Here is a 14,548-nt window from a genome sequence, read left to right on the forward strand (position 1 = left end):
AATTTTCATTCCCCCCTAAAATACGCCATTTATCAGCATTTATTACACTCAATTTTACCATTTTTAGCATATTTAGGGTTGGTATTTTATCAAATTATCTCGAAAAATTTTTTACTCTTCAGTGCTGAAACGAAAGCTTTTTTGTCGAATTCTAGTCATTTATTACTCCTTTCTTATAGTAATATTTACGTATTTAAGTATATATTGTTTAATTATGAAATTCAATCCGATTTTTGTAAAAAAAAGCTGCCATAAAGGCAGCTTTTTCCTTTCTATTTTTTTGGTGCTAAGGGTCACCATCGCAGATTATGACTAAAAAACTCTGTTATCTATTTTGCCTATTCATATTCTTCTCTAATAGATCCGATAGGAAAATTAATAATTCTTCTTTTAAATCTTCTCTTTTTACTGCCATTTCAATATTCGTTTTAACAAAACCTATTTTTTCTCCAACATCATATCTTGTTCCTTCAAAGTTATATGCAAACACCTTTTGTGTACTGTTAAGTTTTTCAATCGCATCAGTCAATTGAATCTCTCCACCGGCACCTGTTTCCTGATCGGCTAAATAATTAAATATTTCAGGTGTTAGAATATATCTCCCCATAATAGCTAAATTGGAAGGTGCCTTCTCCACAGGAGGTTTTTCTACAAAGTGTCTTACCTGATAGAGACGTCCATCTTGACTTGCAGGGTCAATAATCCCGTAACGATTTGCCTCACTCTGTGGGACGGTCTGCACTCCAATAACAGATGATTCGGTTTGGTTAAATTGAATAATCATTTGTTTTAAGCATGGTGTGTCAGACTCAACAATATCATCACCGAGTAGGACTGCAAATGGTTCGTTTCCGATAAATTTTCTTGCACACCATACTGCATGCCCTAATCCACGCGGTTCTTTTTGTCTAATGTAATGTATATCTACCTTAGAAGACTGTTTTACCTTCTCTAGTAACTCAAACTTTTCCTTCCTTACTAAATTATCTTCTAATTCAAATGCGTTATCAAAATGATCTTCAATTGCTCTCTTACCTTTTCCCGTTACAATTATAATATCCTCTATACCAGACTCAATAGCTTCTTCTACTATATATTGAATGGTGGGTTTATCAACAATTGGTAGCATTTCTTTTGGCATTGCTTTTGTTGCGGGCAAAAACCTTGTACCTAAACCCGCAGCTGGGATAATTGCCTTTTTCACTTTTCCCACTGTATTCCACCTCACAATTTTTATAATTATGCAACCTACGCTAAATCTCTACTATATTATCTAACAAAGGAAGGCATTTTTCAACGTCTCCCATAAATAGGGAAAACTCCACGCCATTCTATAAAGTGTTACCTAAAAAGAAAAGACCCGTTTCTTTAGGTCTTTCTCTCCCTCGTTAGTTTATTAATTAGTGATTGCCACTGCTTGCAGATGACATCCTTATCATAATACTTTACAATAAAGTCTCTTAATTCATTGGTTTCTATATCAAAATCTTCGTCTGTAGTTTTTTCATAGGATTGTATCAATGATATAGCCTCTTGTACATCCGTAAAGATGTATTTATCTGGATATAACTCTGTTGCCCCACTCCAATTCCTGATTACGGGAACAGTTCGGGAAGCCATCCCTTCTGCAACGGACAGATGAAAGCTTTCAAAATCACTCACAGATAAAACAAACCCTAGCTTCGGATACCATTCACTAACGTCTCCCCATCCTTCATACACAATCGCATTTCCAAACTCTGATGTATTCATTTCATGGAAAGTTTTTAAATAGTAGTTCTTTTCTTCATCACGTGCCCATAACCATTTGTATTCATTAGGTAATTTACCTTTAATAAATAATGTATATCTGTGATCTTTCTTCCATAGTTCTTTAAAGATATCTATTGCAATGTCTAATCTTTTACGACTTGGGACAATTCCTTGAATTCCAATATTAAATCTTGAATTTGGTAAATTAGGCTTGCTTAATCTATTTGTATCCACAAGATTATAAATAATTTTTGTTTTATCTTCATCTAAGAACTCAAACGTATCAAGCATTTCTTCCTTTAATTTAGGTGCTATAAACACTATTTTGGCAACTGCATCCCACTTAACTTCTTTAGGATAATCAGTGTCTTTTTCTTGTAAATGCATTCGAACAATCATTGTTTGATCATCGTTTTTATTGTTTGAATACCAAACAGCATTTCCTAGTCCCCATTCGGCCACTATAACATCCGCCCACGCTAGACAGTCTTTACTATATTGTTCATCATGTGTATTATGGCCGTTCCACTGATCCATTTTTACATTGAAATCCTCTGAGGAGTCAAAGTAATCGATAAGTATTTTAGCAAACTTCAGGTCATGTCCTGCAAACACAATATTTGTTTTATCAAATACTCGAGTTTGCATATTTTTATGTTTTTCGTTTTGCGAAATCTTTTCTCTAATCGTTGGTTCCAAATACTTACTAACACTTTGAAACGTATGGCGCTGACTTACTTCAAACACTTTTTCAGCTGCTTGTTTATAAACTTCAGGATTACTAAAAGCCGCTTCTACTTTCTCTTTAAATTCTTCCTCTGAGTTTGCAAAAAGTGGGTACTCAACTCCAAAAACATCTTCATGAAGTTTGTTCCTATTCATGATTACTGGTTTTCCGTGTAAACCATACTCCAACACTTTTGTTGAAATCTCTTTACTATCATCTAGCTCCTTATCTCTCCAAGAAATACCTAAATCACTTTTCTGTATTTCTTCTTGAACTTCATTTCTATGAAGCGCCTTCTTCCATTTAATGCGATTTGAGCCATTTAGTATGTCCGTCACCTTATCTGGGTAATTTTCCGTATAAGGAAAGTTGTGGAACTTATCACCTATAACCACAAATTCCAACTGATCATTTCTTATCTCATTAAATAACAAAAACATATCAGGAATTTTCCAATACGGAGCAAACTTTCCAGCATAAATTAATCGATTATTTTTATTTGAAAAGCTGTAATTGTGTTCAGTTATATTTGGGATCATAGGAGGCAAATAAACAAATTTTTCTTCCTCAATAAACTCCTCTTGTAGTAAATCTTTAAAATAATTAACAAGAACAGGTGTTTGACATGCCAAGCAAGAGCTATTCTTATATATTATTTTTAGGTTTCTGATATCCTTATCTGTTAGCGATTCTGTATCCTGCGGGAAATCAGTTAAGTAAAACCATGTGCGGTATGAGAAAGTATAGTTTTGTGAGATTAATTGAGATAACTTATAGCCTCGAACTACGAAAAAGTCATAGTTGTTTTCTTGGTCCAAAAGGTCAACTATTTTACAAGCTTCCTCAGGTTGGAGACGTTGACCTTTTTGCTCCTTATTGAATAAATGTGAGAACTTCTTTCTATTTTCTTCATCCCATGGATCAATTATATTCACATTTTCCTTTTCAATAAGTTGGTTTAACAGGATACCTCTTTTATTAGGACTTTTAAGTAATAACGTGGGTTTGATATTTTCGTTTTGTGACAATGTCTCGACTATTGAAGTTACCCAAACTGCTGACCCGTCTATAAAATTTAGATCCACATCGGCATATATTAATGGTTCTACTGTCCTATCGGTAAGCAATTATTTAACCTCCCTTCTATATAGTCAATTGTTTTATTTCAGTATCCGACAATCCATTTACATTGGAGGAGAAATTATACTTGTTAACACTATATAACCTTAGACCAAATGGTAAGTGATCAGATAAGATATTATGATCGCTGATTAACTCAGTCAGTTTAATATTATGTTCCTTAAACACTTTACTTTTAACTATATATGATGATGGTTTCAAATCAGTTACGTAAACATTCTCTTTTGTTTCATCTAAAGACTTACCAATAACATCAGCGTCCGTGTATAGAAACGCATGAACAATATCGGTCAAGAAATAGTCTCCATAGTAGGCTTTTCCATCCATAATACCTATGTAATCATAGGAAATATCTCTTTCTACAAGTGTTGATTCTATATTTAATGCCTCATTTGTATTATCTGATATTACTAGGTAGGGGACATTGCTGTCTATTTCGATTCCTTCATTAACGATGAGTACCAATTTTTTGTTCTTATAATTTTGTTTGGTAAAGGAGGATATAACAGCACTTGCATCATCTTCCGTATTTGCGTAGCCAATAACTGTTACCGTCACATCATTTGGGGTTTTTATATCAAAACCACTTTTTTGAGCAATCGTTTGTAGTCTGTGAGCATAGGTATGCTCACTAAATACCTTCCTTATCCCGTTCCATTCATTTATAATGCCATTCTTACTTGAATCATCTAAGATATTTCCAATAGCAGTCCTAGTTTCCTCTTCACTTTCCACTACGTATACGACGTCGGAAAACAAATGGCTAACTCCTTCTGATTTGGTACTAACAACAGACGTTCCAGACGCTAATAGCTCAAATACCCTTCTAGAGAACATCGTTTTAGAATCTCTTACCGAATTTACGTTAAGGAATACTTTATACTCTTTGTATGCTCTTACCAGCTCATCATAAGGAAGTGATCCACGAATAGAAGTTTGAAATCTATCTGGGAATTTCATGTGCTCATTTTTACTATTCGAGGAGTAGTTTCTATCATAGATAACTAATCCATAATCCTTGGCCACGTCTAGAAGCATTTCTTGCTCTAATTTTCTTGATTCATGCCTATTCGCATAATAAGATCCTGCAAAACAAACATTATGATCCTTATAACCTTTTATTTTTACTGGATTATGAAGTCTCGGCTGTGCTGCAAAAGGAAGTGGATATACACGATTATGTCCAACAACATCTTGATACTTATCCACGCAGTTCTCATCAGAGGTGAAAATAATATCAAACTTACTCGCAGTATCAATAAACTTGTCAAAGTGAATTGGATCTTCTTTATTCCAAAAAACGGTTGGAATATTGTGTTCCTTACACCAGGCCAACAATTCATCTAACTCATTACCCTGTTCAATATTATATTTGGCTATCTTATACTGCCAAGAACCACTATTTCCCTTCCAAGCAGATTCCACTAAGAGCAAATGTGGTAGTTTGGTTTTTAATACTTCGTACCAGTTATGAGGTGCAAAAGTAATTAATTCACTATCGTATTTGAACGATTCGTAGGAAAATTCATCTAAAATACTGGCAACCCTAAGGTCTTTTAGGTTTTTAGGGCTATTGAACAGACCCATCAGTAACAGATCATTTATTTCTTTATCATACTTATTTGTTTCTATAGTCTCTAATAATGATTTAGGTTTTACGTTCAAATTAATAGGTACCTTTCTTAGGTTGTATTTTTTCTTCTTGCGCGTAACTTTTCTTACAAAGGCACCAACTACTGCTCTACTAGACCTTACTATTTCTAAAGGGAGTGTAAGGGGACTCTTAAGACCCATTTTAAGTCTCTTAGTTACATAATGGAGTAATGATTGCTCAAGGACGGTTACACGCTTTTGTAGTTTGACAATAACTTTCTCACGATCAGCAATTGCTTTATTAACAATTTTCTCATAATCCCTAATCTTGTCTGTTATTGTGAGTTTTTGTAGCTGAAGGCTCTTTATCTCTTCCCTTAATTCCTCTTGGTCTTCAAATAATTCAATAATCCTATCTTCTCTTTCTTGTAGTGCTTTAAAAGATTCGACTAATTGCATTTTATTTAATTCTTTTTGCAATGCCTCAATATCATTTTTTAAACTTTTAATGTCATTTGAATCGTTCATACCCTATTCCCACCTCAATTCTAAAAAATTGAACCAAAAATCACCTATAACCTAATACCATTAAGATTCCGGTAACAAAAACAGGAATTAATAATAGAGTATTTAATAAAATCCCTTTTAAATTCTTACCTTCGACCTTATTCTTTTCTTTTGAAACAAATGAAATCTGTTCATTTAACATTTCTGATTTCCGTTTTTTCTTATCAGCTGCAGTTAATTTATTAAACGACTTAACGAATTCTTCATATTCGCCAATAACTTGTTCCGATTCACCAATTTCCTTAAGGCTGCCGTGGTGCATCCACATTACTTTGTCACAAAACTTCTTAACCTGAGAAGCTGAGTGACTAATAAAGAAAATCGTTTTCCCGAGTTTTTTGAATTCCTCCATCTTGTCTAAGCAACGTTCTGTAAATGTTGAATCACCAACTGATAAAGCTTCATCAATGACTAAAACGTCTGGATCTGTGTGGACAGATATAGCAAAACCCAATCTAGACTTCATTCCACTAGAGTAATTCTTTACTGGTTGATAAATATAATCTCCGATATCAGCAAATTCCATTATGTCAGGTTTTACATCTTCTATCTGCTTTTTTGTTAGTCCATGCATCATACATTTTAACTCAACATTTTCTATTCCTGTTAAATTCGCATTTAGACCAGCAGATATTGCTATTAATGAAGTTTGTCCGTTAATCTTAATTTCTCCACTTGATGGTTGTATTACCTGAGCCAATAAATTAGATACTGTTGATTTGCCGGAACCATTTAATCCTACAATACCAACAGTATCCCCTTCATAAACTTTGAACGAAACATTCTTAACAGCATTAAATACTTTCCGTTCTTTCTTTTTATTTATTGAAAACAGATCTAATAATTTGTCCGATTGTTTTGTATTTAAAGGGAATGATTTACATACATTTTTAAATTCGACTTTAACATTCATATTTATTACCTCATTTATAAATAATCGACAAAGTTTTTTCGGAATTTCATATGAAGCTGCGCACCCAAGAAAAGTAAGGTAAACGTTAAGGACCAAAAATATAGCAGGAATACTGGTTCATCAAAAAACCAACCCGTTCCAAGTAATGAGCTTCTTATTCCTTCTATAATGTAATAAAAAGGATTTAACTTAACGATGTTAACAAAAATTTCAATCGGAATACTCCTAGGATCCCACAAAATGGGCGAAACATATAGCAACATCCTCATCATGGACTGCAAGAACATTTGATAGTCTCTTACCAAAGTAGAAACAGTGGAGCTAAGTAATGTAAAGGCGAATAGAAATACATACATGCTAAGTAAATAATATGGTAATTGTAAAAGATAAATTGTTGGTTCTATCCCATATGCCAGTAAAATGATAAAAAGCAATACCATAAGAATGATGAATTGAAAGCTATTACTAACTATTTTAATGGATGGTAACACACTAACAGGAAAGTTCATTTTTGAAACCATACTTACCTTTTGATAAATACTATTAGAACCTTGTATCATTGTGGGGCTAATAAAAAACCACGGAATGATCCCCATAAGAAGCCATAGAAAGAAAGGGACATCCCCTACAGGTTGCCCCCCCCTAATACCAAAGCCAAACACAAACCAGTAGATGCCTACTTGTATAGCAGGGTTAATGAATTGCCATAGAGTCCCTAAATAATGTACTTGGTATATACCTCTGGTTTCAAATATTGACATTCTAACTATAAGATGCCAATGACTAATTTGTTCATGTAAAACTTGCCAAACCTTTGATAGCATATTTTTATTCCTCTTTTAATTATAGTTAATTACAAGTATTTGTATAGGTTCCCATAATTAATATAGTTAATATCATCTGTATAATTTTTAACTATATTTTTTGTGTCAAAAACCTGCGGGGTATTCATTCGTTTATATGAATCACTTGTTAATTCTTTGAATTCATTGTGGTCAGATAGTACCAATACTAGGTCAGAATCTTTTAAAGCTTTCTCTAGATCTTTTTCAACAAAGTCTAATTTAACATGTGGGTCGTATGCTACAACCTCATATTGAGCCTTAGACCTCAATACCTCATAGATTTTCATTGCCGGGCTTTCTCTTATATCATCAACATTTCCTTTATAGGTTAGACCAAAGACAGTAATCTTTTTCCCGTTATTTGGTACAATTAGCTTTTCAGCAACCTCGACAACGTATTCAGGCATTCCCGTATTGATTTCTCTTGCTAAATTAATCATTTTTGCCTGTTCGGGTGCTTTAGCAATAATAAAGTATGGATCAACTGCTAGACAGTGTCCACCAACACCAGGTCCAGGTGTGTGAAGGTTCACTCTTGGATGCTTATTAGCCATTTCAATTACTTCAAGTGCATTGATTCCCAATTCGTTTGAAACCTTTGCCAATTCGTTTGCCAAGGCAATATTCACATCTCTAAACGTATTCTCCATAAGTTTAGACATTTCAGCTGTTTTAGCTTGTGTTTTTATAATTTCACCCTGCACAAATGTTTGATAAACCTCTGCACCTTTTTCAGTACATGCAGGTGTTACTCCGCCAACAATACGGTTATTATAAATCAACTCATGCATGATTTGTCCAGGAAGTACTCTTTCAGGGCAATGCACTAAGAAAATATCTTCCCCAATTTTAAATCCTGCTTCTTCTAGTCTTGGCTTGACACTATCATCCATCGTTCTAGGAGCAATTGTTGACTCAACAATAACTGTATTGCCCTTTTCCAAAAACGGGATAATATTCTCAAGTGCAGACAAAACGTATGTTAAATCACATGATTTATGTTCATCATCATTATTTGGCGTTGGAACTGCAATAATAAATGTATCTGCCTTTTCTGGTTGTAATGCCGCTCTAAATTTCCCCGTTGTCACAACCTCATCTAGTGCCTCTTGCAATCCTGGTTCTTCTATATGGATCTTTCCATTATTTAATGAGTCAATTACCTCTTGTTTAACGTCAACACCCACTACATCTACTCCATATTTAGCAAACATAATAGAAGTTGGTAGACCGATATATCCTAATCCGACAGTACAGATTTTCATGAATATTACATCCTCTCTATTAGCTATATAGCTTATAAACCTCTAACAAACTATCCTGTTCTTCTTCCCAATTATACCTTTTTCGTGCTTCTATGCAATTCCTACTGTATTCGTCACGTTTATTTGGATTCTCTAATAAAAAGTTAACTCCTCGCGCGATATCTTTAGGATCATGGGAATCAACGGTTACGCCAACTTGATTATCTTCTACAACCTTTTTAATTTCAGGGAAAGCACATGCAACAACTGGAACTTCACTCATCATATATTCAAACAGCTTGTTAGATGAAGCCGAGTAGTGGTTAAAGCATACATTATTAAGAACTTGGAATCCCAAATAAGCATTTCTTGTGTATTTAGGTAGTTCTTTTAAGGGTACCTTTGGCAGGAACTTGACTTTATTCTCTAATCCACGTTCACTAACTGTTTGCATTAGTTCCTCTTTTATTCTTCCATCGCCAATAAAAACAAGCGTCCCTTCCTTAAACAGCGGGAAAGCCTCAACGAGCTTCTCTAAACCTCTTCCTGTTTGGATACCACCTTGATAAAGTAAAATCTTTTCACCGGATGGAAGTTCTAATAATTGGTGTAAATCGATTTTATCATTTTCCCGATCATCTTTCTGCTTAAAAGGATAGTTGTGTAGAACATAGGGATAAAAACCGTATAGATCTTCATTAAATTTGGCTCTTGTATCGTTTTCTACCATCATGCGATCAATACGCTTGATAAAAAAACGTTCGAACTTCTCATACCAAGGACTATCGTACCCTGTTCGACTTGTCTGAACTTCGTGCGAATCATATATTAAAGGTTTCTTTTTAAAACGCCATTTCGCGCTAATATAACCTTGTGGAAGTGTGTTTAAATCATTGGAATGATAAATGTCATAGTTACCCCTGTAACCTTTCACGATCATTCTTAGTATTAAAGCCGATCTAATCCATATTACTCTAGCCTTTGTTTTTAACAATACGCCACCAATTACTGTGAGAGGTAAAATAATCCAAGGGAGTATATATACGAGTAATCCCCACAGTAAAAGCAATGGAATAATTGGCCACTTTTTTCTTAAAGTGAAACGATATGCTTTTTGCATAAATAGTAATAATGACGGATAGCGTTTCATTCTGTGAACCCTAAAATGTTCATTATACTCTTCATATTTCTTAATAGTTGGGTCCTTGGGATCATCAATGCATATTAACTCAACATCATAACCATTCTGTGATAGTGTCGTACACTCTCTTAACACCCGTGCGTCATTTGTAAAGTGATTCCATACAAACATGCCGACTCTCTTCATAATTTTTATTCCCTCTTCATTTTATTATTTCGACCAACTTATCTATATTATTTTCCCAAACAAATCTATTCGTAATGGTGTAATAACAATTTTCTTCTAGCATGTCTACTTGCTGTTTGTCATTTTTTAACTCTAGAATCTTATTTATCATTGCATCTATACTGTCGGAATCAAATACAAAACCTGTTTTATTCGAGGTAATCATATCTGCTGCGGTACCCTTTACACCTGCAACTATCGGTGTTTGGCATGTCATATAATCTAATATTTTTCCAGGTAAAACAGTTGAAAAGACCTCTTCATCATTCAGGAATGCTATACCTAAATCACTATTCTTTATGATATTTAAACTCTTTTTCCTTGTTGTCGGCTCATGTATATGAACATTGTTTAATTTATTTTCTCTAAGCAGTGTCTTAAATTCATTCGTTTTAATCCCGTATCCAAGTACGTCAAACCGAATGTTATGATTATTGAGTAAAATTGCAATGGATTTAAGGCGATTTACATCTTGCGCGAGACCAAGATTTCCAGCGTAAATGACACTAAACTCTTCCTTTTTCACCTTATCCTTTACAAGTTCGTTTATTCTTGGACCATTTGGTAAATATATAATTGGCTTTCTTTTGTTTAATTTTGAAACAATATGGTCTTCAAACCCTTTACTATTTATAACGATATAATCAGCGTTACGATACATCTTTTTTTCTAAGTATCGGAAAATACGAATGATAAAAGGGTGATCAAATGCCTTTACTCCCAACAAACTATCTGGCCATAAATCTCTTACCTCTAAGATTAGCTTTGCACCAAATAGTCTTCTACCAATGAATGCTGAAAGAACAATAAATATTGGTGGCGTACTTACCAATATATAGTCATACTTATTTTTCTTAAGTTCAAATAGTTTCAAAAAGAAACGGTACATTATTTCAACGTAAAAAAAAAGCCTGCTAAAGATATGGTTCGAAAACCTTTTGTTTTTTATTGGTATTCGATTAATTTTTTCTGTTTCTCTATTTACTGCCTCATCATCCCATAAGTCATCATTTGAATACATTGATTTATTTGGATATGCTGGTTCCGTTGTAAGTACGTGTACTTCCATTCCTTTTTGGTCATTCAATAACTGAAATATATTTTTCATCCGGTTTCCTGCACTACCGATTACCGGATAAAAGTTTTGTGTCATGATTAAAACCTTTTTGGTCATTATAACGCTCCTACCTTGAGGATAAATAAACAACAGCTTTATTTTATCACAATTCTACATTTTACGATAAACAATATTAAATATCAATCGTTATTTGTGGAACTTTATGGAAACAAAAACCCTAAAGAGATTGAATCCCTTTAGGGTTAAGTGATTTATGCTATTCCTTCTTCTTCCCCCATCCCACTACCTTCCCTGACAAATCATCAAAATAAGTATAAACCACAGGAATCAGCAACAGCGTAAAAATACTCGAAATCCCCAATCCAAATATGATCGTAATCGCGAGTGGCTGCTGGGCTTCTGCTCCTTCACCTAGGCCTAGTGCTAATGGGACCATGCCTAAGATGGTGGTTAGGGTTGTCATGAAGATCGGGCGTAGTCTGCTTGGCCCTGCTTCTAATATGGCTTCGTAACGGCTTTTGCCGCGTTGTCGGACGATGTTGATGTAATCGACTAATACGATGGCGTTGTTGACGACGATTCCCGCTAGCATGATGACCCCGATGAAGGCTGGGATGCTTAACGGTTTGCCTGTGACGAATAAACCGAGTAAGATCCCTACTACGGTTGCTGGTAAGGAAAACATGATGACCAGTGGGAATAGGAAATTCTCAAATTGAATTGCCATGACGGCGTATACTAAGAAAATCGAGAACACTAGGGCAATTGCTAGGTCTGAAAAGGATTTTGCCATGTCCTGTGCTTGGCCGCCGATGGTGTAGCTGTATCCTTCTGGAAAGTTCATGTTATTTAATTTTGTTTTAATATCTTTTGTGACACTTCCAAGGTCACGGTCAACAATGTCGCTTGTAATATTTAGCTGTGGCTGCTGATTTTCACGCAATAGGGTACTTGGCCCTTGTTCTTGTTGGAACGTTGCAATCGATGCGAGTGGCAGCATTGTGCCTGTTTGTGTTTGGATCTGCATCGTTTCTAAGTCGCTGATGGTGCTCCGTTCGTCTTTCGGGTATATCAGCTTGACGTCTATTTCATTGCCACCTTCTTGATAACGTGTTGCTACTTGGCCAGTAAAACCCATTTGCACTTGATTCATCACTTCTTGATAGCTGAGGCCATATTGGGCTGCTTTTTCTCTGTTTACATCGATTGTGAGCTCTGGGCGGCTTTCGGATACAGATGATGCTGGATTGTAGACGCCTTTCACGTCTGATATAGTCCATACCACTTGGTCTGCTAGTTCATTCAGCACGTCTTGGTCTTGGCCGTTTAGCTGAATCTGAATCGGATCACCTGTACCAATTCCTGCACCCATGACACTAACTGTTATTTCGGCCCCAGGGATATTGGTTAAGTCGCGATCGATTGCCTGCATTACTTCTGTTGTCGTTTTCTCCCTTTGATCACTTGGGACGAGCTGAATGGTATAGGTTGCTTCGTTTGCGGATGATGATAGGCTATCATAGCCTCCACCACCGATGCTCACATAATTTGTTTCGATACTATCGCGATACTCTTGTAGCAGCGTGTTCACTTGGTCGGTAGTTGCTTTTGTTCCTTCCAGTGATGTTCCTGTCGGCGTTTGGACTGTGATTTGTATTTGCCCTTGATCAGATTCAGGGATAAACTCTGTACCAATCATTGGAATGAGGGCAAGACTTCCACCAATCGCTACGATCGTGGCTAAAATTGTCGTTTTTCTAAAACGAAGTACGCTGCGTAAGATCGACTCGTAGGCCTTGTTCACTTTTTCCATGAATCGATCAAACCAATAGCGCCGCCCGTTGTCTTCCATTGCTTTTGTTAATAACTTAGAAGAAAGCATCGGAATTAATGTGACAGAGACGACGAGTGATGCGATTAGTGAAAAAGACACGGTTAAAGCAAGCGGCGTGAACAGGTCCGATGCGATTCCTTCCACGAAAACGATTGGCAGGAAAACGACAAGTGTTGTCGTTGTCGACGCGATTACGGCTGGCGCAAGTTCGGAAGCTCCTTGTTTGGCCGCTTCGATGATCGAATATCCCCGTTGCCTGTAGGATACGATATTTTCTAAAATAACGATTGAACTGTCGACCATCATCCCGATTCCGAGGGCGAGACCACCCATTGTGAGTACATTTAGCGTTTCGCCCGTAAAATACATTAACGTAAATGTTGAAATGATTGCGATTGGAATCGATAGTCCAATAACGATCGTTGCTCGGATACTTTTTAAAAATAACAACAAAATGAGGAGTGAAAATATTCCGCCGATGATCATGTTTTGAACAACCGTGCTGATCGACATTTTAATGAAGGTGGACGTGTCCAGGACGACATCTAAGTTAACACCTGCAGGTAAGTCATTCTGTACATCTTCTATCGCTTGATTCATATTGTCTGCCACATCTACTGTATTGCCGTCGGTTTTCTTTAAAACGGACAACACGACTGCAGGCTTTCCGTTGACAAGTGTTTCAGATGTCGCTTCTTGAAACGTGTCTTTTACTTTACCAACGTCTTCCACGAGTACCTGTGCTCCAGATGGTGTTGGAACAATCGTTTGTTTCATGTCGTCAAGCGTTGCAAAACTTCCTTCGATCCGTATTTGCAGGTCCTTGTTTCCTTTTTCGATCACGCCAGCAGATCCAGATTGATTGGATCCAGCTAACGCCTGCATAACGGCTTGAGAATTAAGACCGTATTGGAGTAATTTTGCTCGATCAAGTTCGATCTGAACCTCTCGTATTTTGCCGCCTTCAACACTGACAGAAGCAACACCACCTTGTCGCTCGAAATACGGAACAAGGCGGTCATCTGCGATATTTTGCAGTGCTGCGGCATTGTCACCTGTTAGACCGACCCACATGACTGGAATTTGCTGTGGATCAAATTTTAATACATTCGGTTCATTTGCCCCTTCTGGGAGGAAGCCTTTTGCTTGATCTACTTTTTCTCGAACATCTAGTAGGGCCGTGTCAATGTTAACGCCATTGTTGAACATCATAATTACGAGAGACGTTCCAGCTTGTGATTGCGACTGTACGGTATCGATCCCCTCGATTGAGCTAACGGCTGATTCAATCGGCCGACTGACGAGCTTTTGGACATCTTCTGGCGCCGCTTCTGGATAGCTTGTTGATACTACTGCTATTGGCAGGTCAATTTCTGGGTAAAGGTCAATCGCCAAATTGCGTAACGATACAATACCAAGTGCAATGATTGCAAGGACGATCATGATCACGCCAACAGGTCGTTTCACGGAGGTATTCACTAATTTCATT

The 14,548-nt window shown here is 36.2% G+C and carries 9 protein-coding genes; all 9 read right to left on the reverse strand.

What is annotated here, in order from left to right:
• Positions 1 to 325: 325 nt before the first annotated feature.
• The 9 genes from galU to NC797_RS10870 all read right to left on the reverse strand — a co-directional run bounded on the left by galU (position 326) and on the right by NC797_RS10870 (position 14,547).
• The gene (gene galU / locus NC797_RS10830; protein ID WP_272436802.1) at positions 326 to 1,213 is read right to left on the reverse strand and encodes a UTP--glucose-1-phosphate uridylyltransferase GalU; all 888 of its coding nucleotides are present in this window, start codon (positions 1,211 to 1,213) and stop codon (positions 326 to 328) included.
• Between the two features lie 155 nt (positions 1,214 to 1,368).
• Entirely contained in the window at positions 1,369 to 3,606 is a 2,238-nt protein-coding gene (locus NC797_RS10835) for a glycosyltransferase (RefSeq protein WP_272436803.1), read from the reverse strand.
• A 16-nt stretch (positions 3,607 to 3,622) separates the two neighbouring features.
• Positions 3,623 to 5,740, reverse strand: coding sequence for a glycosyltransferase family protein (locus tag NC797_RS10840; protein ID WP_272436804.1), 2,118 nt, complete (start codon positions 5,738 to 5,740; stop codon positions 3,623 to 3,625).
• A gap of 40 nt (positions 5,741 to 5,780) precedes the next feature.
• Positions 5,781 to 6,692 (reverse strand): ABC transporter ATP-binding protein, encoded by a 912-nt coding sequence (locus tag NC797_RS10845; protein ID WP_417168707.1) that lies wholly within the window; start codon positions 6,690 to 6,692, stop codon positions 5,781 to 5,783.
• Between the two features lie 14 nt (positions 6,693 to 6,706).
• The gene (locus NC797_RS10850) at positions 6,707 to 7,516 is read right to left on the reverse strand and encodes an ABC transporter permease (protein ID WP_272436805.1); all 810 of its coding nucleotides are present in this window, start codon (positions 7,514 to 7,516) and stop codon (positions 6,707 to 6,709) included.
• A gap of 29 nt (positions 7,517 to 7,545) precedes the next feature.
• Positions 7,546 to 8,802 carry a nucleotide sugar dehydrogenase gene (locus tag NC797_RS10855; protein WP_272436806.1) on the reverse strand — a complete coding sequence of 419 codons (1,257 nt, stop codon included), beginning with the start codon at positions 8,800 to 8,802 and terminating at the stop codon, positions 7,546 to 7,548.
• Positions 8,803 to 8,821: 19 nt separating this feature from the next.
• Positions 8,822 to 10,108, reverse strand: a complete 1,287-nt coding sequence (locus tag NC797_RS10860) for a glycosyltransferase (RefSeq protein WP_417168708.1) — start codon at positions 10,106 to 10,108, stop codon at positions 8,822 to 8,824.
• Between the two features lie 16 nt (positions 10,109 to 10,124).
• Positions 10,125 to 11,321: a glycosyltransferase family 4 protein gene (locus tag NC797_RS10865; protein WP_272436807.1), complete on the reverse strand. Its 1,197-nt coding sequence runs from the start codon at positions 11,319 to 11,321 to the stop codon at positions 10,125 to 10,127.
• 160 nt (positions 11,322 to 11,481) lie between these two features.
• A complete protein-coding gene (locus tag NC797_RS10870; RefSeq protein WP_272436808.1) occupies positions 11,482 to 14,547 on the reverse strand; it encodes an efflux RND transporter permease subunit in 3,066 nt (1,021 codons plus the stop codon).
• Position 14,548 lies beyond the last annotated feature (1 nt).

The sequence above is a fragment of the Terrihalobacillus insolitus genome (assembly GCF_028416575.1).
GTDB lineage: Bacteria > Bacillota > Bacilli > Bacillales > Amphibacillaceae > Terrihalobacillus > Terrihalobacillus insolitus.